Raw genomic sequence first — 24,966 nt, 5'->3', positions numbered from 1 at the left:
TGCATTTTCTCCTTTGCGTTGGTTTTAGGATTAATTCATTATTAAATTGCAACAAATGAATGAAGATAGGTTGCCAAATCCTCGACAACCTCTGGGGGTATGATAAACCCTTTTAAGCAAGAGCATATTATCCAGGAGGATGCATTGGAAGTATGATAAAAAATTTCGATCCTTGCCCAGGTCTACTTTGTGCCGAGATGCTCCCATTGTGACGTTCAACAATTTTCCGGCAGATAGCCAAACCTATACCAGTCCCTTCATATTCGCTACGACCATGCAGGCGTTGAAAAACGTTGAAGATGCGGTCAAGATATTTTTCATCAAAACCAATACCATTATCTTCTACAATAACGTGACACAATTGGGCAGCATCTTGATGGTTTAATGTCTGACTATAGATTTTAACAATAGGTGGTTCGTCCTTACGGTGGAATTTCAAAGCATTGCCGATGAGGTTTTGTAGTAGTTGACGCATCTGCAGGGGATCAGCGTGAATGATAGGTAATTCGCCCACCTCCACATACGCCTCAGTTTGTTGGATCCGCACCTCCAAATCAGATAAAACCTCTCGCGTAACCCGTGTCAAATCCACTGGGACAAAAGGCTGCCCTCTAGTAGTCACTCGCGAAAGTGTTAACAAATCTTCAATCAAAGCTTGCATCCTACGGGTTGCATTTTGCATCCGTTCTAAGTAATCAAGTCCCTGTTCGCTTAAAACGTCACCATAAGAAGCTTTTAATCGCTCGCCAAATGTCTTAATCTTACGTAATGGCTCTTGCAAATCGTGAGAGGCGATAAAGGCAAATTGTTGCAGTTCTTCATTGGAACGGGTGAGTTCTTGGCGTTGACGAGTTTCTTGTTCCAAGAGTTGAGCCTGCGCAAGAGCAATGCCTATTTGATCCGCCAGATGTCGCAAAAGTTCAGTTTCCCAGCTCGTCCATTGGCGAGGTTGAGTACACTGATGGGCAATCAGCAGCCCCCAAAGTTGGTTTTTTAGGAGAATAGGGACAATCAGGTTAGATCTAACATTAAGTTTTTTCAGAAATTCCATATAGCAAGGCTCGATACTACCTTGCTCAATATCGGTAACAGCACTAATCCGTCCATTGCGGTATTTGTGGACATAATCTTCGATAAAGCAAGGATCATGCAGGTTATGTCCGAGAACAGCAGGTACACCAGGAACGACAGCTTCTTGCACCACTATTCCAGAACCGTTTGAAAGTAGCCGAAAAATAAGGACACGCTCAGATTGCAGTAGCTTTTGTACCTCTTTTACGGTGGTTTGCAGAATTTCATTAATTTGTAAGGACTGACGAATTTTTACAGTGACATCGGCAAACAATTGCGATCGCAAGTTCTGACGCTGTAACTCTTCTTGAACCCGCTTGCGCTCAGAAAAGTCTATCATCGCGCCAATCATTCGCACTGACTTGCCTGTGTTGTCATGAACAACATAACCGCGCTCAAAAATGTAGGCATAAGAACCGTCTACACGGCGAAAGCGATATTCATTCGACCAGAATTGTTCATTGCTGTTGATCACAGCATCAATATCAGAAACAATTCTCTCTCTATCGTCTGGGTGTATATGCTCATGCCACCAAGTCACTTCATTTTTGACTTCTTCTGTTGAATAACCAAACAGAGTTTGCACGTTGTTATTCCACCACACCTTATTTGTCAGTAAATCCCAATCCCAGACAGCATCATTCGTAGCACGAGCGAGTATTTGAAAACGCTTTTCACTTTCTTGTAGTTTTTCGTCTGCCAGCTTACGTTTGGTAATATCTGTATGGGAGCCAGCCATCCGCACGACTGTACCTTCATCATCCCACAGTGCTTGACCTCGATCCAAAATCCATTTGTAGCTACCGTCCTTACACCGGATTCGATACTCACTAATGTAAAAAGGGGTAATTCTTGCAAAGTGATTTTGAATGACTCGTGTTACCGAAGTCATATCATCTGGATGCACGCGCTTCATCCATTCATCAAAATGATTGGGGATCTCATACTCAGAGTAACCGAGCATTTCCTTCCAGCGAGTCGAGAAGAAGACTTGATTCGTTTTAACATTCCAGTCCCAAATACCATCATTATTGCCCCGCAAAGCTAACTGCCAGCGTTGCTCACTTTCTCTGAGGGCATCTTCGACTTTTTGACGCTCAATAGCTGTAGCCAACATATTGGCTACAGCTTGCAAAAAGTAAATGTCATCTTTGCCAAAGGTACGCTGTGTGGTTGTGTGTGCCCCTAAAACGCCAAAAGGACGCTCTTTGCCATGAATGATGACTGATAAACCGCTGACGACTTGATGCTGATGCAGTAGCTGAAGTCCGTTGAATCTCTTTTCTGTGCCCAGATCATTAACAATAACTGGCTCTTGGCAAGACAGGGTATAACCAGCTTGAGAGTCCATTTCAGCACTAACAGTTGCATATCCTACAAGCCCTGGCTCCCAACCCACTCCCGCCCGTAGCAGTAAGGTGTTATTATCGCTATCGAGTTCCAAAACTTTGCAATACTCAACTTTCAAGCTTTGAGCAACCAGGGCAACAGTTTCGTCCATGAGCGTGGTTAAATCTACACCAGCGAGTGCCATTTGACTGAGTTCTGCGACAAGTGCCTGTCGGTTGGCATAAACTTCTAACGCCTCCTCCGCTTGCTTGCGTTTACTGATGTCCATCCCTATTCCAGTCATCCGCACCGCGACTCCAGAAGAATCACGAAAAACGACACCTTTACTTGCTACCCAACAAATCGTACCGTTGTGCCAAACAACACGAAATTCGATGTCGTATTCTGTCCCTTTTTGGAGAGTCTGCATCACCGAACGGTTGACAAAATCTCGGTCTTGGGGATGAACACGTTCAATAAAAGCTTCATACGTAGCACTTTCCAAGCCAAACAGCGGTTTGAGGTTATCCGGCCAAGTCAACTTGTTATTTAGGATGTCCCAGTCCCAGGTAATCATGCTGGCTGCTTCTAATGCCATCACCAGTTGCACCTCCCGACTCTGCGCTTGCTCCGTTTGCTGTTGCAATTTCTGCATCGCGTCACGGGCTTCCAAAAGACGACGTACTCTTTGACGCAAAACTTGCGACTGAATTGGTTTAGTAATGTAGTCAATCGCACCAGCAGCCAAAGCGCGTTCTACTGTTGCTGACTTGTCCAAAGGAGTAATCATTAAAACTGGTATTTTCTTAGCACCAGGGAGTGTTTGCAATTGCTCACAGCAGGTAATGCCATTCATCACTGGCATCAGGGCATCCAGCAGCACCATGTCTGGCTGTAATTTAATATACAATTCTAATGCTTGCTCAGTATTGATTGCCTCTGCTACTTGATACCCTTGTTTTTGTAGCAAAGTTCGTAGTTGTAACCGCGTTAAAGCGTCGTCGTCTACAACCAGAATCAAATTAGTCATTAGATATTTATTATCAGTTATTTGTTATCACCTATTTGTTATTTTCCCTCATCTTTTCCGACTTCAACAAAAAACGGCTGGAGTCAGGGACCTTTGCAAGTGGACAAGGTAAACGCCAGCCGTTTTAGTGATTATTAAGAGAAAACAGGCAACAGGGGTTGGACTAATGATTAATAGACCTCTTGCAAAAGTGAGATTTTACGAGGTTCTGTTAAGAGTTCCCTATTCCCTGTTCCCTGTTCCCTGTTCCCTGTTCCCTATCTCATAACGAGAAATAACCGAATGCAAAGTTTTTAGTAACTCCTGTGCTGTATGGGGCTTAGGTAAAAATGCTATGAGATCAGAGACATTGTTTAATAGCATCTGTTCGCTTGTTGCTAGTCCACTGACAGCTACGATACCTAGCAGTGGGTTCATTTTGTGCAAGGTATTGATGGTGGTAACTCCATCCATCTCTGGCATGATGATATCGATAATTGCTCCACTAATTTTATCTTTATGCTGGGCATAAAGTGCAACTGCCTCTATGCCGTCACTAGCAGTCATTGCTTTGTAATTATTCTTTTCTAAAGAAACTTTTGTTATTTCTCTGATCGCAGGTTCGTCATCTACAACCAAAATCCATTCCCCATATCCTATTGGTATAATTTCTTGATTTTCCGTTAACTGCGTCGCAGCTGCCTTGATTGCTGGCAAGTAGACTTGAAATTTTGTGCCCTCGCCGACGCTACTAGATACAGTAATGAACCCACCATGACTTTTAATAATACCCATGACAGTTGACAATCCAAGTCCGGTTCCCTTACCAAACTCTTTAGTTGTAAAAAATGGTTCAAAAACTTTATCTAATAATTCGCGCTTAATACCAATTCCTGTGTCAGAAACTGTGAGGACAATGTAAGAACCTACTTGAGCATCTTGATGCATTTTGGCAAAGTTTTCATCAATGAAAACATTCTTGGCATAAATTTTCAACATTCCGCCATTCGTCATCGCATCACGCGCATTGAGACACAAATTCATTAACACTTGATGAATTTGGGTGCTATCACCATATAAAGGTAATAAATTTGAGGGAATTTCAGTTTGGACGACTATTGATTTGGGAAAAGTTTGTTCGACAACTTGGGTCATTTCTAAAATCAAGTGCTGTAATTGAAGTACAGTGCGATCGCTCGTATACGCCCAGCCAATTGAAGATTGGCTCCCTGAAGGAAGTTCAGCGCAAGCATTTCCTGCTTCGCCGCCCCTATGGGAGTCACGCTTTGGATAATCACAGCCCTTGCCATCGCCCGTAGAGGGGCTGCATTTTACCCAATCGCCTTCAGTTCCCCTTGCAAATGACAGCACCTGTTTGACTAAATTTGCGCCGCGTTTGGCATTATTTTCTACAATGGTTAGCACTTGCCTACTACGCTCATCATCGCAACTCGCTTTGAGCATTGGTACTGACATCAAAATTGGAGACAGCACATTATTTAAATCGTGAGCAATACCACTTGCGAGAGTACCTATACTCTCCAGGCGCTGATTGCGTAAAAATTGCTTTTCTAATTGTTTTTTCTCTGTGATATCAGTATCAACTACAAGGATTGATTTCGGTTGAAAATGCTCATCGCGTATTAGTGTCCAACGACTTTCAACAATAATTTTTTTGCCAGATTTCGTGATTGTTTGCAACTCACCTTGCCATGAGCCAGATTCCAAGACATTTTTATAAATTTCCCAGTATTGCGGCAAGGGTTCGTTAGAGAAAATTTCGTCTGTTTTTTTACCAAGAGCTTCTTCTACTTTCCAACCATAAAGGTTCTCGGCACTTTTATTCCACAGCAAAATTCTATGACTGCTTAAATCACGTACAATAATTGCGTCCCTAGCCATATCGAGTAATACTGCTTGTTCACGAACTTGCTGTTCTGCTAGTTTGCGTACTGTGATATCCTCAAAAATATATAACCGTGCAAAATATTGGTCATTTTCATCTAGAATACATTTAGAAAACTGCCTGATAATGCGACCATCATTCAAGAAGATTTCGTCTTCACATAGGCACGTTTCACTGGGAATTAGTTGACAGGAAATAAAAGGCGAAACTTCTGTCAATTCGTCGCATTTGTTCATGACATCCTCATGTTTAAATTTGCCGCATTCAATTTGTTCTTTCAGGTGTTGAATGCCCCAAATTTCACAAAAGAGTTCATTGACATACAAAATCTTACTAGTACGTTGTTCAACAACGTAAAATGCTAGTAGAGAGACGTCAGTCATTGAGCGCAAAAGTGCTTCTTTCCAACGCAATTTCTCTTCTGTTTGCTGATATTCTGTTTTTATGCTAGCGACTTCAGTTAAATTTCGGCGTAACTCTAGTTGTCTCATCACTAAGCGGCTAATTGCTTTTAGCGACTCCAGTTGTTCAGGGCTGATTTTCCTTGGTACGCGATCAACAACACATATAGTCCCGATCGCGTGTCCTTCTGGTGTTATTAAAGGAACTCCAGCATAAAATCTCACATAAGGGGCAGAAGTGACTACGGGATTAGTGGCAAACCGTTCATCACTCAAAGTGTCAGGAATGACTAAAATATCACGTTGTTGGATACAAAGAGGACAAAACCCAAAATCCACAGGCATTTCCTCTACATCCAATCCGACTTTAGCTTTGAACCACTGACGGTTAGCGTCTATCAAATTTATGACTGCAATGGGTGTTGGGCAAGTCTGGGCGGCTAAGAATCCCAAATCGTCAAATGCTTGTTCTGGCGATGTGTCGAGAATGTCATACTGATGCAGAGCCACAAGCCTTGTTGCTTCATTGTTAGACAATAAAGAATTCATTATATCTTTTCCTATAATATTGAATGATTGCTTGCCTTGATGTGATATATAGTTCTCCAGATTCTTCAATAACTGAAGTTTTAACAGTGAACACTGAACAGTTACCAGTTATAAGTTTTATCAGCCTGTTCACTGATAACTGATTTAAAATGACGCCTTGAGAACAATGTCTACTGTAAGTTGGTTTGCAACTGCCATGTAGACTTGGTTTTTAATTTTCAAAAACCAAATATACCTGAGTTGAAAATAAGGAGAAAAGAAGGGAGGGAGTGATGGAGTGAGGAGGTAGTGCGTTGCGCACCAGTACTTGATGAGGGTTTTCCTCTGTAGGTATCTAGCGTTGGGGTTCCCCTGACGGTGCAAACTGCCGTGCAGGGAGAGAGTGAGGAAGGGAGAGAAGGAAGGAGGGAGGCAGTCACAGAGTGAAGGAGAAATCTTTTCATGTGTTTTGGTATACGCAGTTCATGACGGCTACTTAAACTACTTGCAACTGGTAGCTCGAAGTAGGAACTTACCTTTAGGTCAAATCGGTACTTGCTGCACTTAATAGTTCAACTAAATTACTATCGCATTCTCCATTTGAATCACTTCATTATAGTAATATGCCTAAAGGAGGATGACAAAGAATTTTATTTTCAGTGAAATTACGTAAGAGCAACAAAATTTATATAATTGTTGGTATTCTTTTTTGAGAATTCAACTTAAAAGAATAAATCCCCCATACATATAGAAATCATTCAAATGAACTTGGGTCTCGTAGCTTCAGTTACCTCTCCCGTTCAGCCGAAAGCTGAAGATAGCTTTGCGATTAGCTTTGCGCCATTGTCTATTGAGGAGGTATATGGCAAAGCGGATGATTGTAAAAATGGCGCAGTTGTGCTGATGAGTGGGATGGTTCGTAATCAAACAGATGGTAAACCTGTGATTGCCTTAGAATATCAAGCTTACGAAGCTATGGCAATGCGAGTGTTTTATCAAATTGCTGCTGATATTCGTCAAAAATGGTCTATTGTGAACCGCGTCGTTATTTATCATCGTATTGGACGCTTGCAAGTTGGTGAAATCAGCGTTTTAGTTGCTGTGGGTTGTCCGCATCGTTCCGAAGCGTTTGAAGCTTGTCGCTATGCGATAGATACTCTCAAACACAACGCCCCAATTTGGAAAAAAGAACATTGGGCAGATGGTTCAAGTAGCTGGGTTAGTATTGGCGCTTGTGAACAGTCAGGAGAAAATTGTTAATATCCCTAAAGGTGTAGTGTATTCCTGTGTTTCCAGGTGAGAACAGGCTGAAAATTCCGCCCTAACACTCACCAGCCGATGATTTTAGCGGTTCTCATCTAAATGATTCCTGAAGAAACAAGATCCCCGACTTCTTTAAGAAGTCGGGGATCTCTAGTCGGAAATTTGAGTGTATTGTTCCAAAAAAAATATATTTAGCTCTGAAGGATATTTTGGTGAAACGCGATTCCATTTATTACCAAATTTTTAAGCGGTTTCCTGGGTTACTCTTTGAACTCGTTGATTACCATCCCTCACAAGCGCAGAACTACCGATTTGAATCGGTTGAAGTGAAAGAAACTGCCTTTCGTATCGATGGGGTTTTTTTACCGCCAGAGGGTGCAATACCTAGAATTATTTTTTTTGCTGAGGTACAATTTCAGAAAGATGAAGCCCTGTATCATCGGTTCTTTACTGAGTCGATGATGTATTTGAACCGGAATCAGTCTCAATATGATGACTGGTATTGTGTGGTAATTTTTTCATCACGCAGTTTGGAACCAAGTGATACAAAAACTCATCGAATATTTTTGAATAGCGACCAAGTGCAGCGAATCTATCTTGATGAGTTAGGTGAACCCAATCAGCAGCCAGTAGGTATCAATTTAATGCAGTTGGCGATCGCTTCATCTGATGCGATGGCGGAGCAAGCAAAGCAATTAATTGAGCGGGTACAATTAGAGGAAACGGACGCACTGCCGAAAAACGAAATAATAGATATTATCACCACAATTGCTGTTTACAAGTTTTCGACCTTGAGTAGAGAGGAAGTGGAAGTTATGCTGGGACTGACTTTAGAGCAAACAAGGGTTTATCAGGAAGCGAAAGCTGAGGGACGAGAAGAACAAAAAACTGAAATGTTGAAAGTTACCGTGCCCCTGTTACTAAAAACAGGGATGAGCGTGGAGCAGATTGCTCAACAGCTTAATGTTGATGTAGAATCTGTCCGCAAAGCCGCACAGTAGAGCGTGTAGAAGGGGCGGGCACGCTCTAGCCGTTTATCAGTTTTTGTAAGTTTTGCCCGGAAGAGGTGGAAGCCATGTTAGGACTGACTTTAGAGCAAACCAGGATTTATCAGGAAGCGAAAGCTGAGGGTCGAGAAGAAGGTCGAGAAGAACGAAAAGTTGAAATGTTGAGAGTAACTGTACCTCTGTTACTAAAAACAGGGATGACTGTGGAGCAGATTGCTCAACAGCTTAATGTTGATGTAAAATCTGTCGGGCGAGCCGCACAGCAGAACACGTAGAATCAACAAGGTACCCGGTCGAAGCTTGAGATTTGCACAACTTGCGAGGGTATTAAAAGGAAAAAACTGTCCGCAAAGTGCCTGTATAAATAGTGTTTGCTTGCGAGTTTCCAGGGTCAGTTATGACCTGCAATATCGGCGAAACTGATATATTGTTGTTGATTGGTAATCTGTAGAATGCTTCGTAGTTGGTTTGAGTACTGTTAAAAAAGCCCAGAAGGTTATCTTTTTCTTGGAAGATGAGAGGCTGTCCCACAGAAAACCCAAGATTAGCACCTTTAGCTAAAAAATCTGGGAATACAATACCTGCTGACCAAGAGGTAGGTTGGATATTACCAGGAAAGTTAAATGCATAACCGAAGCGACCAAAGAGTCCAACTTTCTGACCAAGGGCTAGCTCTAAATTAGCGCCCACGACATTATATTCTTCCCCACCTTGCGTTCCCCCACTATATTGCAGCCGAATCGCAAAAGTTTTAGAAGGTGAAAACTCTAGTTCCACCACACCCAGGTTGGGGTCATCAAATAGACCTCCCCGTTTATCACTGTTGGTAAAGTCAGGTTTGGTGTTAACAAGACCGGCTTGCTGTGCGCGATAGACTCCCCTAATTGTAAACAAACCTTTACCCGGATTCCAACTGATTGCTGCTCCCGCCCCCGCCCTATCGTTTGCTAGCAGTAGCTGATTATTGACTAAGCCATAAGTTGAGAAGTTTCCTGCACTGTTATTGGCGAAGCTGTTTCTATCCACGTAGTCGGAAGCAAAGCCTTGGGGAAAGACGGACACGCGGAAGTCTTCAAATAGCGGGAAAGTGTAACTGAGTCGGTAGAGGTTTAAGTCAGGACTAGCACCAGAGTAGTCTAAGGTACTGTTGATTTGCAGGAAGTTATTAATTTCTCTGGTGGTGTCAATCGCACTGGACGAGTTGCCGATTCCTCTATTTCCTCAACTTCTCGTCTTAACTACTTCTAAGATTAACTTGTAAAACAATGTCATTATAGTCGCGATCGCCTCCACCATAAATATCTTCAAAACCAAACTTGTTATCTCCCAACAAGCGTATGTGGTCTACTTTGTCTGGGTTAGCTCCCGAAAAGGCAAAATAGGCGAGTGGGTTTCCACCTAATTGATTGTTGTTAGGATTTTGGTTAAGGAATTGCTCTAGGCTACCATCAGCGATAATAAATGGTGCAAGCAAAGCACTGCCATTTAACTGCTTGTTGAAATTTTCATCGCGTTTGATGTCAAAAACGCTGCGTTGCAAAGCTGCTTGAGCATAACCTGCGTCTTCCGGACGCAGATTTCCAATGCGTCCTGTAATATCATCAATAGTATAAAAACCAACAAGATTATCAAAAGCAGCTTCGCTGTTAGTAATGAAATTTGCTGTTACTGCGTCTGAGATATCTCGTAAATCAATCAGTTCGCGTTGCACTTGAAGTTTGTTACCTAACGGAGCGGCATTATTAGTTACTTTTACTGATACCAATGGCTCATTAAAGTCTTGATCGCCACCACCTATCAGGTCTTCCCAGCCGATAAAAATGCCGCCATCACTGGTGTTTTTGAATTGTACGTGGTCAAATTTATCTGTATTAGCAGCAACAGTGGAGAAGAAGACATTAGGAGTTGGTTTATTTGCAGCTAAGTTAGCCAATACCTCATCAGTGCTGGCATTTTGAACTAGATAGCTACTGAGGTAAGTATTAGGTGCAAAATTGATGATGCGATTATTCCCAGCCTTGGATGAGGGGTCATTGGCAAGTGCGGAGAAAACTACTTGTGATCGCTTGATTGCAGCTTGTAGATATCCTGCATCACCGGGAGCGATACCATTAATTTCCCCTTTCTCGTTATCAACAACAAACACACCCAGTTCGTTGTTAAATTTAGCGGTGTATCTATCAGTTGCAAATTCCAGACTGACTTGAGAACTATTTCCAGAGCCGGGAATAAATATTGTGCCACCCTCGTTTTTGAGTCTACCACCTAGTGTATTGTTGCCACTTGATGTGTTGTTGCTACCTGGCGTGTTATTGCCACTTGGTGTGTTGTTGCTGCTTAGTGTGTTGTTGCCACTTGGTGTGTTGTTGCCACTTGGTGTGTTGTTGCTGCCATCAGGTGGAGTTACACCAAGAGTTCCACCTTTGAGGAAAACGGCAGAATCTAATAAACCATCGCGGTTGTCTTTAACATTTATAGTGAGACTATTGCGGGCATTGGGAATTAAATCGCCACTAAATATAATTGTTTTAGTGTATCCATCTAAGCGGGTTGAGTCGCTAGCGGGTCCGGTATTAGCAGGATTGTAGATAAAATCGGGATTGCTGCGGTCAAAAGGATTTTGTGCTAAGTTATTAATTGTAACTGTATTATTATTACTGAGTTTAGCAAGGTTCAAGCCATTAAGTTGTAGGCTAAAACTATCATTAAATTGACCTGCAAATTCTGCAAATTCTTCTGAACCAAAAACATATTCAAAAAATAGTTTTCTACTAGTGCTATCTACATCAAAATCAATCTGAAGCGTGGTGGAATCATCTGCTTCACCAGGAGTTCCAAAGTCTGTACTCAGGTCACTTAGCCCGCTAATAGGTCGGTTAGAAACGCTAATTTTTCCGGCTGCAACCTCCCCATTATCACCAACTTCACCAATATATAGATAAAGTGGCAGTTGTGAAGTAACTGTTGATTTAAAGTTAAAACCGACTTTACCGAGATTTCCTAAACTAACAAAACCATTCGCGTCATTGCCAGTACTAGAAACACCATCAAAATTAGCTAAATTTGCAACACTATTATTAATAGTGCCGTTAATAGTGCCAAATAAATCTGGGTTGGTAGCATCGCTAGGTGGACGCTGATTACCTGGTGTAAAAATAGTGTTTGCTGGACTAAAATCAAAGACATTCAAACTTGGTAAGGTTTGAATATCTGCAGCGTTAGTAATCTTAGTATTGCTGAGTTTAATTCCATCTAAATCAAACCCAGTAAAGCGACCATCGCTACCACCAATTACACCACCATCATCGATTGTCAAAGATTTTAAGTCAAATCCTAACTCAGACAAATCTGCACGGTAGATAGCTGTTTTTGCATTACTAGGACTACCTGTTGTTCCATCGAGTTTCTCAAACTTCAGTTTGACATTTGTACCTGGAGACAAGCCACCATCAGAAATATTTCTACCTGCTAATTCTGAAGCTTTACCAGTGCTGAGAACTACCCCAGATTTTAAGTTAAAAGGGTCATCTTGAAATTTGCCAAATGCAGCGCGATCGCCTGTGAGTGTAGTTGTGAAATTACTTAGCCCTGTGGTATCGCCAAGCAACTGTTTGAGAAATTGAGAATCTAAGGAAGTAATGTTAAAAGTCATGGTTTTAGTCTTGTAGTTGGGGAATGAAGCGATGTAAGTCTTGTAATTGCTTCCCTTTTGATACAAATTAAGGAAAGCAACTTGCGAAGTAATACTGCTAGAAAATTATTTAACTACTGGTGGTGGTGGCGGTAAGTAAGTAATATAATTTGCATTCTTCTCAAGGTCAGTCACTCCTTGCACAACCGCAATTAGATCTGGTCCGTATGACTCATAAGTGCGAAGAATAGAAGTGCTACCCGCATTGACCTCAAATGTATATTGATCATCACTACCAGATAGTGTAATTTTGTCACCTTCGCTAGATTTGAAGTCAGAGATAATTGCGTAATCTTGGAAAAGATTACCAAAATAGTATTTGTCATAAGGACTGTTACCTAGAACGAAGGTATCTGCACCCGTTCCTCCAGTTAAGGTATCTATATCCTTTGGATAATCATAATTTTTAAACTCTCCCCCACCGCCGATGAGGTAGCTAATATAGTTAGTACCTTGTAAAATGTCATTGCCATCGCCACCAAACAGCTGGTCATTACCTCGATTTCCAATGAGGGTATCATCACCACCCGAACCGCGCAGTATATCTGCGCCATCGCCACCCATAATAGTATCGGCTTTGCTGGTGCCTGTAATATTAAACCGCTCAAAATTGCTGAAGTTAATCTTGTCTAATAACTCACTGCTGGTACCGCCTTTTGTTCTAGAAGCACTGCCAACCAGCTTGAGTGGATCGACAGTCATACTCATACCACTTCCTGTATCGCTAAGAGAGTAGTTGATATACAACAAGTCGTTCAAATCGCCACCATCAACATTATCAAACCCTAATCCAGCATCGACTGTATCGTTACCGCCACCAGTTGCAAAGATATTATCAACGCGACCAAGTTGCGTCAGGAAATCATCACCATTGCCTGTAATGATGTCTTTGAAAATTTCAAAGTTCTTAATTGAAACTGTTCCATCCGCTATAGAAAACGATTGATAAGGATTTTCTTGGGTTGAACTAAAACTAAATAGAGAGATTGAATCCTTTTTGCCTGATAGGTTGACTGATAACGTATCAATTCCAGCGCCACCGTCTAACTCAATTACTGCTTTGGCATTATCGATAATTCCACCAATTCGTCCAAAAAGGTCATTCTGCGACACTACAATATCATTACCACTACCAGCAAAAACGCGATCGCTTCCTTGTCCACTAGTGATAATGTCGTCTCCATCACCCATATTCAAGAAATCATTACCGGAAGCACTAAAAATGCTATCTGCAAAGGATGTACCAATCAGCGTCAGATTTTCAATCCCGAAAAATGCGACGCTATCTAGTACTTTTGCACCATCGCTGGTTCTTCTAGAGATGAAACCATTTTCAACACTGCCAACACTGCCAGGATTATATGTTATGCCACTTGAGCTATAGGAATAGCTAGGATTGGTAGCAGGATAATATCCACCTGTAACACCGCTACCTGGCTCAAAGAAATCAACTGAATTGGAATAGTTGATGGACAGGCGATCGTTTCCTCCTTCACCATAAACCGTATCCTGCCCATAGCCCGGTTTTATCTCATTGTTCCCATCGTCGCCTGTCAATGTATCGCTAAACTTGGAACCTAATAAGTTCTCAATAGTTGATATTGTTGGTGACAAGCGGGCAAATGTGTCTCCTTGAGCATCGCCACCTAAACCAGAGTTAGTTTTTAAATTTACAATTACGCCCGCAAATGATTCGCTGTAATCAGCCCAGTCAATACCATTTCCGCCATCCAATACATCTGCGCCTGCACCACCAATAAGGGTATCATTACCATCACCACCCGAAATTTTATCGTTCCCTGCCAATCCTCGCAAAATATTGTCTTGTAGATCGCCCTCTAAGATGTCGTCAAAGTTCGAGCCTTCGAGGTTTTCAAACGAGCTTTGGTCTTTTATTACATTATTATTGGCATCTTTAGCAAATTCAAGTGTATCGTCTTTACCGTAGCCACCACTGCCTATTTCAATTTCAATTGGTGGAAAACCTGGTAATATATTAGGCTGAGTTATGGTGAGAGCTTTGCCTAATCCACTTTTGAGGCTAACGTTAACGCCAGAGTCCGACAGTTGATATGTTACCCAATCGATTCCAGGACCACCATCAAGGATTTGAGCTTCTGGTGCAGCAATGATTATGTCATTACCCAATAACCCATCAACGCGAGAGTCTTTACCATTGGCGACTAAAATATCGTCGTAAACAGAGCCTTGAACATTCTCGACATTGAAAATTTTGTCACCCTCAGCATCCCCACCTACACCTGCATTTGCGTTGAGTTGGATTGATGTTCCGAGATTGATTGGCGATGTGATGCGAACCCTACCGCTAGACAGATTGACATAAACCGGAGCAGTGGAATCTAGGTAAGTTGTAGTATCCAAGCCTCCTTTGCCATCGATAAAATCCGCTCCCGCACCCCCTAACAAAACATCTTCACCCTCACCTCCAATTAAGGTGTCATTACCAGCACCACCATCAAGTAAACTACCAAAGTTGTTGTCTTTTGGATCACCAGAAGCACGTCCAATTAAAATGTCATTGCCGCTTGAACCTTCAATGTTTTGGATATTAATTAAAGTATCGGTTGTACCGAAGCCATCATCCAATGCAAAGTTTTGAACTAAATCAACCTTAACCCCTTTCCCTTCCGGCGCGTTAGAGTATACTGCTGTATTCCGTCCACCTGTTCCACCATTGAGGGTATCTTGTCCAGAACCTCCTGTAAGGTAATCATCGCCACGTCCTCCAATCAGTGTATCGTCCCCTTCTCCGCCGTCTAATTGTCCGCTGGCAACAATATCTTTACTTTGTTGAACGTTCACAATTGGTAAGTTTGTTTCCTCTTGGTCTTTAAATTCGATGCGATCATTTCCCTTACCCCCGTTGATGACAATAAGTTGAACATCAGTATATTCTTGAGGTTTGGAATCTAATCCGAGTAAATTGACCTTACCGTTAACGACAGTATTGCTATCTTTAAGTTTTTTGGGTGCGTTAACGAGAAATAGTTCTGTTCCTTCTAAAGTTATTACGTCATTTTGCTCAGTACCTTCGCGCTCAATGATTCCCTGTCCTGCCAATTGAGCGCGAATTTCAGAAGTTAGAGGGGGATTTTGTACTTTATATTTTTCGTCTCCACACGTCTTGCCTCTATAGTCAATTAGGTCAACGTTTGCCAAATTCAGGCGTTTTGTAACTTTAAAAAATCCAAAGTTGAGTCTGAGGGATGCAAATACAACCAGTGATAAAGCTCCTGTCTTGTCAAACAAACACAGAGGATTACTCTGTTGTTTTATGTAGGATTTGTTTTCATCTTCTTGACTTCCTTTGACTTCAAGCCCAGCCGTGAGAAAAACCCCTCCACCTGCTGCAAATTCAGCAATTCCAACATCAACGGCAGCCCTTGCATTTATCCCACCAAAGACCTCAAAACTGTTTTCTGTTGTTTTACCATTGAGATTACGAGGCTCGGCTTTACCGACATATAGCCCATTCAAAATCTTTGAGGGGTCTTTGAATCCCTCTTCTTTATATTCTTTAAATCCTTTGCTATCTAGTCCTAATGTCAGTTGTGCTCCTGCTCCCGCTGATGCTCCAAATTTCAGCACCACAGGACCAAATACCGGAACTATAGGTTCGGGAGCTAATTCAAACTTAAAACCAAGGGTTGGAGTAGTGTACTCAAATAAGTTAGTGTCTTGACCTCCTAGTAGTAAATTAACAAATTGTGATGAGTTATTGAGTACGGGAAATAAAGTACTTAAAAGATTATCAGAGTTTGGGCTTGAGGCAAGAGTCGGAGCTAATGCGGCAAATTGTGGTACAACACTTTGAGGTACAAGAGCATTTCCCTTGAGTTGGTTAATAATTGGAGCCGTTTCTCTAATTGTAGAAAAACCACTTTTATCTAGCTTGTAATCACCTAAGTCGATAGTTGAAGAACTGGGTTTCAAACTATTAATTGCTGTAGCAGCATCAGTAAAAGTTTTTAACCCTTTGAGGAATGGATCAACTGAATCAAATCCACCACCTTTAGGAAATTCTTGTGCTAAATAAACAAGCGACTTTTTAATAAGTGGTAGTGGGCTTGTAATAATATCTATCGGCTTTTGAAAAGCTCCAGTTACTGACTGAACTGGTTCGAGAACTTTACCCAACAAGCCTGATACCAGTGAACCTGAATCTATAGTTACGTTTTTAAGTTCTGCGACTGGAGTAGATTGTGTAGAATCGCCAGATTGATAATTCAAACCCGACAGACTAAAATCTGATTTGAGCGAGGGTAAAATTCCGTTCAGCAATCCTGTATCTAGTCTCAGATTGAGGCTAGCATTGGCATCTAGTTTGGGTTTATCCGTTGATATACTCGGTATTGCTGTTGATTTGACTCTTCCTTTTCCATCGGCTTCTGGATTTTTTATGTCAATCGAGAAGTTACTCGTGAGATTACTACCATTATCTGTTGCATTTAATTTGACAAACCCCAAATCACCTGTAAAACTCAGTGGTTTATTTTCTTTATCGGTGAACTTAACATTCAACTTGCCGTCAATTTCGTTTGTTGTTCCAACATCAACAAAAAAGGCATCAGCACTTGGTTTACCGTCAAGCAGGGATGTGTCATCGACTCCAAACCCTAGCATGACTCCCAAAGTTAGCTCTGGAGTTAGGTTACCTTTTAAATTCAGCCCTAATGAATTGCTATTTAACGGTAAATCAGGGTTAAAGTTTTTGCCCAGCTTAAATTTGAACTCAAGGCTGTTAGCATCTTTTGGAGCTTGAATATCGCTCAACTGAACCTTTCCATCAGCGTCCAAATCAAGCAGCAAATTCAAGCCACTCGGACCAAGTGCATCAAAAAGTGCCTGTTTAATGCTTTCAACAGATTTATTCTCTGTTTTCTCAAATGCACTAATCAGTTTGTTTTCAACTTCATCCGAGATGATTTTGTTCGCATAATCTTTGAGTGAAAACGTATTCAAAAGAGGTATGTTATCCAAAACCAACGTATCAATTGCACTTCTGACTTTCTCCAAGTACGGTTTGATAGCTGTGGCAATAATCCCTAAATTATCCTCTGGCTTGGTATCAGCTGCTTCTGCTTGCAGCACTTGTCCATTTATCTGAATCGTGATGGCATCGTTTTGATTTCTGAGATTCTCAAGTTGCTGGCTAGTCAGAGTTTTCCCTTGAATCAGGTTTGCAAAAATTTCCCCCTCATCCCCTGGTGCATCAACCGGATTGATAACACTGTCGATGAAGTGCCCAACTTCTTCTAGCAAAACATCGTTAACATCTGCCGGATTACTCGCATTCGTGATAAATTCCTGCGATAGGTATATGGTATTAGTTTGAGCAGAATATGCTCCTCGTGCCCCATTTAAATTATTACCAGGGAGAATCGTAATTTCGGGTAACGCTGAAAAATCTCCTATTTTCCATTGTTGAACTAAATCATTGAGCCGGTTTAACTCAATGCGATCGCCGAATGCAACTCTGCTAGCTTCAATAAGTTTCGTCTCTGAGGTTCCTTCTAGAATGGAATGTATGACATCAGCGAAACGGAGTTGTTGAAGAGATTCCATAGTTATTGCCTGAAGTATGTATATTTTTAGTCGTGGTGCAGGGCAAACCACATGTGTAACTCGTTTCTAAACCAATAAATAACTTAGGATAAAAACGCTAAGGAATCGAACAAGCGAAAATTTCATAGCTGATCTTGGGATAGAGGTGAAAGTCTTCTCCTACAAGGGTGACAGTGACTCCCGAAGAAACCAAAACTTTGTTATCTCTTGTACCGAACCTTATAAGGTATGGACATCCTTGAAAGCAGAACTCTACAAGGTGCTTCTAAATTCCCATTAGGGTTCTAATCGCCCTGTCATTACCTGCAACACCTGGGGTGTCGAGAATTTGATTAATAAAGTCTTGGCTAGCTATAACTGCTAGTCCGCGTGCTTGAGGATACCCAGGTCTGCCCGGTTCATCCTTATTGAGACCATTAGTACACAAGCCAGATACACCATGACGAGTTTTACCTGGAGGTGCACTGCAATATGGCGGCGTGACAAAGTAGCCAGAAGTTAGTACAGTAAGACCAGGGAGAAGGGTACTTTGGTCATTTGCGGGAGATGTTGGAGTGGTTATAGGGGGTTTTGGAATCGTAGTACGACCAAGCTGAGTGTCGATACTGGTGTGACCTAACTCTACCCAGTTGGTATGAGCATAAAAATCCTGAATTGTATGCAACGCGCCGCCCAGAGCAGTTCGCGCATTTTTGCCATTAGGTGAAAAACTTGTAATTTGACTAATGATGTAACCTTTAAGCTCCAATAAGCGCGTTGTTCCAGCGAAAAATTCCTCATTGTCAAAATGCTTTTCGGATCTAAAGAAATCGCCACTGCTCAGGTCGTCAGTAGATTCATTGGCTTTGCGAATCTCTTCTAAAGCTTGTGGAGAAAACCTGAGTCTCACACCACCCACAACTCTTTCAATAGGTCTTACTGCATCAGACGTAATACCGAGGTGTCCCTTTTCATTTGGCTTGAAAGCTAAAACCGATTCGGTTGTCAATAGTAACCCTATCAGCAGCAGCGTAGCTGTAATAACTGTAAAGCCTCTAATGAAGTGCCTGCCCTTATTGAGTTTTAGCCTTAACATAAGTTTCTGCACGGCTACTCGTTTTCTTCTCAAACCTGCAACTAAAACCACTAAAAAGACAAAAACTGCGCGAATTCTTTTCATACTTTAACTACCTTATTGAAAGGTAAACAATTCCCATCTGCAACCTGAGCCTCTAAAGGCTTCTTTAGGCTTTTTTTAAAGATTTTCTACGGCTGCTATTTCACAACCGACCTATCGCAATACTTTCCTTCACCTGAGCCAATGCTTTGCTACCCCGATTTCTGCCCAGGACTACCTAAATTTAGAAAGAGCGATCGCCCTGCAAAACACCTGCTTAACGACTCCACGCGCTACCACCGAAAATTTCCCCGCCTGAGATTTTTCTCATGCGATACGCGTAGCGTCAAGCCTCCGGCTTATCGCCTGAAATTGAGAGCGTCATCTCGCCATAACTTCTGATGCTACCGTTTGGTGCATTCGCCCAGCTATCAATCATCTTCTTTCCTCTGATAGTGCTTTGGAAAAGGAATGACGCACCCTAATTCATCAGTCATTTTTAAGTGTTAATACCGTGTGTCAGGTTATCTATAAGCCTACTTGCTCTAGTAATGGGAAAGGAAAAATAATGAGATAACCTTAGCTAACATTGCCAATTGAAGTCGAATATTTTATTGCTATTTTGAACACAATCTTGCTACATCTTGCGAAATTGTTTGGGTGTCACCCCTGTATGTTGGCGAAAGTGCTTGGCAAGATGACTCTGATTTGCAAATCCGCACGCCATCGCCACATCCGTAACCGTTAGTTCTGGTTGCCTCAACAACTGCTTTGCCCGTTCTACCCGCTGTTGAATCAAGTATCGATGGGGAGTCATTCCCGTAGACTGTTTGAACAGACGACAGAAATAGTACTGGCTCATATGCAATTGGGCAGCAATTTCTGTCAATAATAAATCCTCACCTAAATGCTCATTGATATAGTCAAAAGCTTGTTGTAATTTGTGTTTGGGTAGACCATCTTCATACTCTTGCAAAGTATGTTTACGGGTTGCGTAGTGGCGTAGCAAGTGTGCCGATAGTGCAGTTGCCATCGAATCTGCATAGAAGCCGTTTCCACTTCCATCAACATCTAAATCTGCTTTGAGTGCTAGACAAATCTGATAAACTAGTAAATCGACTTTCTTCGGTTCAAACAGAAGCTCAACATGATCCGGATCGATTGCTTCATGAGCTACTTGAGAAACAAATGTAGGCTCAAGATAGAAATGAGTAAAGTCAATCTCTTTATCCCAGGAGATTTTAGAACATGGACCTGCAGGGAATATTTCAACGCAGCCATCTATACGATCGCTCGGATGATATTGGATTCTATGTAGATGACCTTCCAAAACAAATTCTACGCTTACTGTGTGATGCAGCGCGATTGGAATGCTGATGATATGTTGGAGGCTAGAGAATTTAGGTAATTCCCAAGCTGGCTGGCGAAAATGTCCTAGATGAATACTGCTCCATCCTGATTTCTGACTGGTCAAAAGAGGCGGATTTGGCATAACTGGTAAAGTAGAATCTTTCTGCAAATGGTCAATAACCAAAGTCTGCTCTTCTGGCATCACTTTCTCCTGGTGCGAGTTGACTAGACTTGTTGCAAAAGTCTAAAAAAATAACTATTTAACCGCAGATGCACGCCGATGGACGCAGATGAATTTACAGAAGCTTTGCGCTAATGCCCTTTGGACGGTTCCCTGCGGGAGTGTAGTACCCCTTGAGCGATCGCTAGCCCCTAAGGGGGCGCTGCGCAAACGCTGCTGCGCGGAGCGCAGATCGCCACAAAACAACCAAACTTATACCAATTTGAGGACAGAATGCGACAGATGTGTAGGTTGGGGAGGACACTTCTGTGCGGGGGTTCCCCCCGTTGAAGAAAGTGTCCGTTAGAGCGGAGCGAAACCCAACATTTACAGGCATTGTAGGCGTTGGGTTTCGTGCCTCAACCCAACCTACATGTGTAGCAATCATTTTTTGAATTGGTATTACTACGATAAAACTAATCAGTTACTGATTTGGCAGCAACAGAAATCTGCCTGAGCAACATCAGCTTCCTGATAGGTACTCGGTCTCGCCCATATGCCCGCAACTACTGTTTTATCCAAATAAAAATCCTTGTCTTGGACAGCCAATGAAGCAATGTCTCCTAGACCACTTGCAATTGTTGTTTGACCAACCTTTTGTGTCAAAGATTTTCCTTTGTAAGAAGGGGAGTAAAATTTTCCAAATTCCCCGCAAGCCTGAGCGCAGGTCTGCCCATTTCCTTGATCCGTCGTGCTTGAGCTTCTGTCATATACAAAATTACGACGAACAGCGCCGACGAGTCCAGGAGCTGTAGCAATCTCAAAGCCGTCTGGTGTGAACGTCGTGCCTGAGTAACTCGTTAGATAAGGGTGTTTCGCTAGGCAATAAGCTCCTGCTGTTGCTGTCGTATAATCGGACCACCCTGCAGTTGCTGGAGCTGCTTTGGATAGTTGTATCGTCAGTGCAGTACATACAATAAACGTGAACAAGCCTAGTACTGTTAACAACAATCTTTTCATGATGTCCTCCTAAATTTGGAACTGGTGACCGTTGCTGTGACTGGAAATTTAATTCTGAGGGTAGGAAAAACTCTTAAAAAATATGTAACCTCTGAAACTATAATCTAAGAAATTACACTATAAATTTTGTTCTGACAACTACCTGATTTATAAGAATTTCAAATGAGCCTCTGTATTTCTCCGGAAACTTCGGAATAAGTAAACTGGGTATACTTACATCTTGCACCAAGCGACTGGAAGTCGCGGCTACACAGACAAAACCCGCCTACGCGGGTTTGAAACCGCTGATTTTCTGTTAGTCCGCGCAGGCGGACTTGGTTTGTATAGCCGCGATTTCTAATCGCTAGGGCTAGGTGCAAAATCTGAGTATACGGATGATATGAGGAAAGGCAGAATGCTCCCACGCGACTTTTTAGCGCAGATGGCTCGTAACTATGAACTGTCCAAAGACCAGGAGGAAGTTTTTCTGCTTCGCTATGGCGAGGAACTGAATTATTACGACATCGCTAAGAAGCTAAATACATCTGAGGGAGCCTGTTTGAAGCGAATGGGACAGGTGTACAACAAATTTAAAGTTAGTGGTAGCAGTCGAGGTAAGGAGAACCGACTGCGAATTTTTCTCACTGAGCAATTACAACAAGGTGTAACACAAAAGACTTCAGAGTCAACTGTTCCCGCAAAAACTCCTAAAGAACTGCAGGGTGAGAGTACAGTTTCTCCCAAAGTTATAATCAAGCCAGTAACAAACACCGGAACTGCATCACCGCCTATCTACGAAAACTTACCCAAGCGAGAATGTACCACTTTTATCGGTCGCCGTCAGGAATTAGCTCGCTTGTTGGAGCTGCTTTCCTCTGAGCATTCGGCTCATTTAATCAGTGTTGATGGTGTTGGGGGTGTAGGAAAGACAACACTAGTCCTAGAAACTGCACATCGTTGTCTCGAAGCTAGTCAGCCAGGTTCAGTAGTGCAGTCCTTTGAGGGAATGACCGTACCGACTTTTGAGGCAATTATTTTTACATCAGCTAAACAGCAGTATCTCAAAGCTTTGCGGATTTTGCCTCGCCTCAAGCGCGAACGTAGTTTACGAGACATTTACCGGACGATCGCCCATACCCTAGAACGCCCTGAAATTAGCTACAGGTCGCCAGACGATCAGCTTGATTTGATTCGAGATAGCCTCAAGCGCCAGCGAACTTTGCTAATTGTGGACAATTTGGAAACTATCGAAGATAAACAGGAATTATTAAGCTTTGTGTATGATTTACCACGTACAGTTAAAGTTATCCTGACGACACGCGAACAAGCTTTGTTTGTACCAATCCGTTTGGAATCGCTACACGAAGAAGATGCTCTAAGCCTAATCACACACCAAGCCGAAGAAAAAGGAGTCGAGTTACAGCCAATTGATGCAAAAGTACTGTGCCAGAATACCCACGCCATCCCAGCAGCAATAGTTTATACTGTTGGTCAGTTAGCGGCAGGATATTCGCTCCAAGATGTGCTGACAAAATTACAAAGTGCTACAGGTGATGTGGCTCGCTTCTGTTTCGAGGCTTCTGTGGAACGTATGCGAGGAAAACCGTCCCACCGAATACTCATGACGCTATCGCTATTCCCCGAACCAGTTGAGAGAGAAACCATTGCTGAAATTGCTGAGGAAGACTCGATGAATACTGGTGATGGATTAGCCAAACTGCAACAACTTTCGCTAGTTCGCCAGCAGGACGCAAGGTATAGGTTACACCCGCTGACTCGTGAGTATGCGCGTGCTGAACTCACAGCCAATCTAGAATTTGAGGAGAAAGTGCGATCGCGCTGGGTTGAGTGGTATCTCGACTTCTCGCAGAAATACGGAAATATAGATGAAAAGAAATGGTATCCCGAATACAGTCATATAGATTTGGAGTGGGAGAATCTTCAGGAGGTCATGAAATGGTGCAGGGAAAGGGAAAAGGAAAGATATGAAGATATCCTAACTTTATGGAGACAAATCAAAGGATATGCTCATGTGCGTGGGTATTGGGATGACCGCCTTATGTGGACGGATTGGTTGCAAGGGGCTACTGAAAGGCGCGGCGATTGGTCAACACTGGCAGAGATTTTGTATGACAAAGGTTGGACACTCACTTTGACAAGACAACCAGAATGTCTGGAAGAAGCCAGCACACTTTTGGAACATGCTTGGGATTTACGGAACCATAAAGACATCACCTTCCAAGTGGAATTAGCAGCTAGGATGGTTGTTTTGTGCATCCATCAACAGAAATTTGAATTAGCACATGAGTGGATTAAAATCAAGCAAAATATGCTGAAACAGTCTGGTGTAGAAGAGTTAGAACGCCAGCGACAGCAGATTCAAACCCATTATTATCAAGCTAAAATCCTCTTCCTAACTAAGGATTATGTGCAAGCCAAGAAACTTTACCAACGAGCACTGAAACAAGCAAAGGATATAGGATGGGAGCGGGCGGAGATTGCCATCCAAAACTGGTTAGCTGATGTCGCAATTGAGGAAGGAAATTTAGAAGTCGCTCAACAAATTTTGGAGCAGGGTTTCCCTGTGGCGGAGTGTAACAAAGATAAGCATTCTATCGCCTTTCACCAGCGTTCCTTTGCTTACTTGTTGCAGCGACAAGGAAATTTGGAACAAGCTCGCACCTGGGCGCAAGAAGCCGCCCTTAGTTTTGAGAGCTTGAAAATGATACCGGAAGCAAGAGAAATGAGAACCTTGCTCCAAGCTATTGAGGATAGGTAATGCAGTCATTACAAAAGAACCTCACCCCCTGCCCCTCTCCGATGTTTTGGAGAGGGGAGCGTTTGCGATACTCAAATGCGGGGTGAGGTGTAAGCGTGGTTACAAATCTGCACACGCACTTGCTTGCTGTAGTTTATTTAAGCTGATGCCAAAATGTTCTGCAAACAATGTTTTGGTGTCAAAAAACGCCCTTTCTAAAGCTAGTCTGTCTGGCTCACTGCCAAAATCAAAGTTGGGATTGTGATGTACAAAGTAACCAAATAACCATTCACAATCAAAAGCATACTTGCGAGTGTCGAGAATGTGGTAATGCCAGACAATATCAATTTCGCGGGTAGGGACAATTGCGCTATTGGGGTAGAGGTAGAGCAAATTGAGAAACATTTTGTAGTGGGCGATCGCCTGCTCTACTTCTTCACAACTCCATCCTAAACCGTGTTCAGGATACATCAATCTTTGGGCAATTGGTTCCAAGTCTAAAGCTTCTAAATTTTCTTGGAAAGTTTTGTTGTTATCCTCGCCCCTCTCCTTGGTAAGGAGAGGGGTGCCCGTCAGGGCGGGGTGAGGTGATACGTATGAATGAGCTGTCAGATTGAAACTCATCTTTGATTTGCTCCAGTTTTTGTTCTACTGAACATGTAGCCGCTACTGGCTTGAGGTTATTCACTTTTTCTGTAGTTCCTCTCGTTCCTCTCGTTCCCATGCTCAGCATGGGAATGCTATCAAAGGAGGCTCTGCCTCCCAATAATTATATTGAGGCAGCAGCCCACAGTTATGCATTCCCGCTCTGT

At 42.4% G+C, this 24,966-nt stretch carries 13 protein-coding genes; 4 read left to right on the top strand and 9 right to left on the bottom strand.

What is annotated here, in order from left to right:
- Nucleotides 1-127 precede the first annotated feature (127 nt).
- Nucleotides 128-3,430 (bottom strand): PAS domain-containing protein, encoded by a 3,303-nt coding sequence (locus tag DP116_RS02275; protein WP_169153626.1) that lies wholly within the window; start codon nt 3,428-3,430, stop codon nt 128-130.
- 222 nt (nt 3,431-3,652) lie between these two features.
- The gene (locus tag DP116_RS28920) at nt 3,653-6,265 is read right to left on the bottom strand and encodes a hybrid sensor histidine kinase/response regulator (protein ID WP_246275445.1); all 2,613 of its coding nucleotides are present in this window, start codon (nt 6,263-6,265) and stop codon (nt 3,653-3,655) included.
- Between the two features lie 741 nt (nt 6,266-7,006).
- On the opposite strand from DP116_RS28920, the gene DP116_RS02260 reads away from it, so the two are divergent.
- The 3 genes from DP116_RS02260 (at nt 7,007) to DP116_RS02250 (ending at nt 8,789) form a co-directional block, all read left to right on the top strand.
- On the top strand, nt 7,007-7,504 hold the full coding sequence (locus DP116_RS02260; RefSeq protein WP_169153625.1) for a molybdenum cofactor biosynthesis protein MoaE: 498 nt from the start codon (nt 7,007-7,009) through the stop codon (nt 7,502-7,504).
- A 215-nt stretch (nt 7,505-7,719) separates the two neighbouring features.
- Nucleotides 7,720-8,508, top strand: a complete 789-nt coding sequence (locus DP116_RS02255) for an Rpn family recombination-promoting nuclease/putative transposase (protein WP_169153624.1) — start codon at nt 7,720-7,722, stop codon at nt 8,506-8,508.
- A 74-nt stretch (nt 8,509-8,582) separates the two neighbouring features.
- A complete protein-coding gene (locus tag DP116_RS02250) occupies nt 8,583-8,789 on the top strand; it encodes a hypothetical protein (RefSeq protein ID WP_169153623.1) in 207 nt (68 codons plus the stop codon).
- A 52-nt stretch (nt 8,790-8,841) separates the two neighbouring features.
- Here DP116_RS02250 and DP116_RS02245 read toward each other — a convergent pair whose 3' ends face one another.
- The 6 genes from DP116_RS02245 to DP116_RS02220 form a co-directional block, all read right to left on the bottom strand.
- Entirely contained in the window at nt 8,842-9,576 is a 735-nt protein-coding gene (locus DP116_RS02245; protein WP_339381566.1) for a carbohydrate porin, read from the bottom strand.
- A 172-nt stretch (nt 9,577-9,748) separates the two neighbouring features.
- Complete coding sequence (locus tag DP116_RS02240) at nt 9,749-12,166, bottom strand: choice-of-anchor L domain-containing protein (protein WP_169153622.1); 2,418 nt, start codon at nt 12,164-12,166, stop codon at nt 9,749-9,751.
- A gap of 105 nt (nt 12,167-12,271) precedes the next feature.
- Nucleotides 12,272-17,791, bottom strand: coding sequence for a calcium-binding protein (locus DP116_RS02235; protein WP_169153621.1), 5,520 nt, complete (start codon nt 17,789-17,791; stop codon nt 12,272-12,274).
- A 265-nt stretch (nt 17,792-18,056) separates the two neighbouring features.
- Nucleotides 18,057-18,950, bottom strand: coding sequence for a hypothetical protein (locus DP116_RS02230; protein ID WP_169153620.1), 894 nt, complete (start codon nt 18,948-18,950; stop codon nt 18,057-18,059).
- Nucleotides 18,951-19,524: 574 nt separating this feature from the next.
- On the bottom strand, nt 19,525-20,439 hold the full coding sequence (locus DP116_RS02225) for an AraC family transcriptional regulator (RefSeq protein ID WP_169153619.1): 915 nt from the start codon (nt 20,437-20,439) through the stop codon (nt 19,525-19,527).
- A gap of 438 nt (nt 20,440-20,877) precedes the next feature.
- On the bottom strand, nt 20,878-21,417 hold the full coding sequence (locus DP116_RS02220; protein WP_169153618.1) for a hypothetical protein: 540 nt from the start codon (nt 21,415-21,417) through the stop codon (nt 20,878-20,880).
- A gap of 394 nt (nt 21,418-21,811) precedes the next feature.
- Here DP116_RS02220 and DP116_RS02215 point away from each other — a divergent pair, with 394 nt between their 5' ends.
- Nucleotides 21,812-24,175: an AAA family ATPase gene (locus DP116_RS02215; protein WP_169153617.1), complete on the top strand. Its 2,364-nt coding sequence runs from the start codon at nt 21,812-21,814 to the stop codon at nt 24,173-24,175.
- A 99-nt stretch (nt 24,176-24,274) separates the two neighbouring features.
- On the opposite strand, the gene DP116_RS02210 is transcribed toward DP116_RS02215, so the two are convergent.
- Nucleotides 24,275-24,778, bottom strand: a complete 504-nt coding sequence (locus DP116_RS02210; protein ID WP_169153616.1) for a glycine-rich domain-containing protein — start codon at nt 24,776-24,778, stop codon at nt 24,275-24,277.
- Nucleotides 24,779-24,966: the final 188 nt, after the last annotated feature.

The organism is Brasilonema bromeliae SPC951 (genome assembly GCF_012912135.1).
Lineage (GTDB): Bacteria > Cyanobacteriota > Cyanobacteriia > Cyanobacteriales > Nostocaceae > Brasilonema > Brasilonema bromeliae.
Note: the sequence above shows the minus strand (reverse complement) of the source record. Positions and strands in the feature narration are given on the sequence as shown.

Bases quoted from the DNA above. Each gene is read 5' to 3' on its own strand.
- DP116_RS02275 (WP_169153626.1), bottom strand. From the start codon at position 3,430: ATGACTAATTTGATTCTGGTTGTAGACGACGACGCTTTAACGCGGTTA.
- DP116_RS28920 (WP_246275445.1), bottom strand. From the start codon at position 6,265: ATGAATTCTTTATTGTCTAACAATGAAGCAACAAGGCTTGTGGCTCTG.
- DP116_RS02260 (WP_169153625.1), top strand. From the start codon at position 7,007: ATGAACTTGGGTCTCGTAGCTTCAGTTACCTCTCCCGTTCAGCCGAAA.
- DP116_RS02250 (WP_169153623.1), top strand. From the start codon at position 8,583: ATGTTAGGACTGACTTTAGAGCAAACCAGGATTTATCAGGAAGCGAAA.
- DP116_RS02240 (WP_169153622.1), bottom strand. From the start codon at position 12,166: ATGACTTTTAACATTACTTCCTTAGATTCTCAATTTCTCAAACAGTTG.
- DP116_RS02235 (WP_169153621.1), bottom strand. From the start codon at position 17,791: ATGGAATCTCTTCAACAACTCCGTTTCGCTGATGTCATACATTCCATT.
- DP116_RS02230 (WP_169153620.1), bottom strand. From the start codon at position 18,950: ATGAAAAGAATTCGCGCAGTTTTTGTCTTTTTAGTGGTTTTAGTTGCA.
- DP116_RS02225 (WP_169153619.1), bottom strand. From the start codon at position 20,439: ATGCCAGAAGAGCAGACTTTGGTTATTGACCATTTGCAGAAAGATTCT.
- DP116_RS02220 (WP_169153618.1), bottom strand. From the start codon at position 21,417: ATGAAAAGATTGTTGTTAACAGTACTAGGCTTGTTCACGTTTATTGTA.
- DP116_RS02215 (WP_169153617.1), top strand. From the start codon at position 21,812: ATGCTCCCACGCGACTTTTTAGCGCAGATGGCTCGTAACTATGAACTG.
- DP116_RS02210 (WP_169153616.1), bottom strand. From the start codon at position 24,778: ATGAGTTTCAATCTGACAGCTCATTCATACGTATCACCTCACCCCGCC.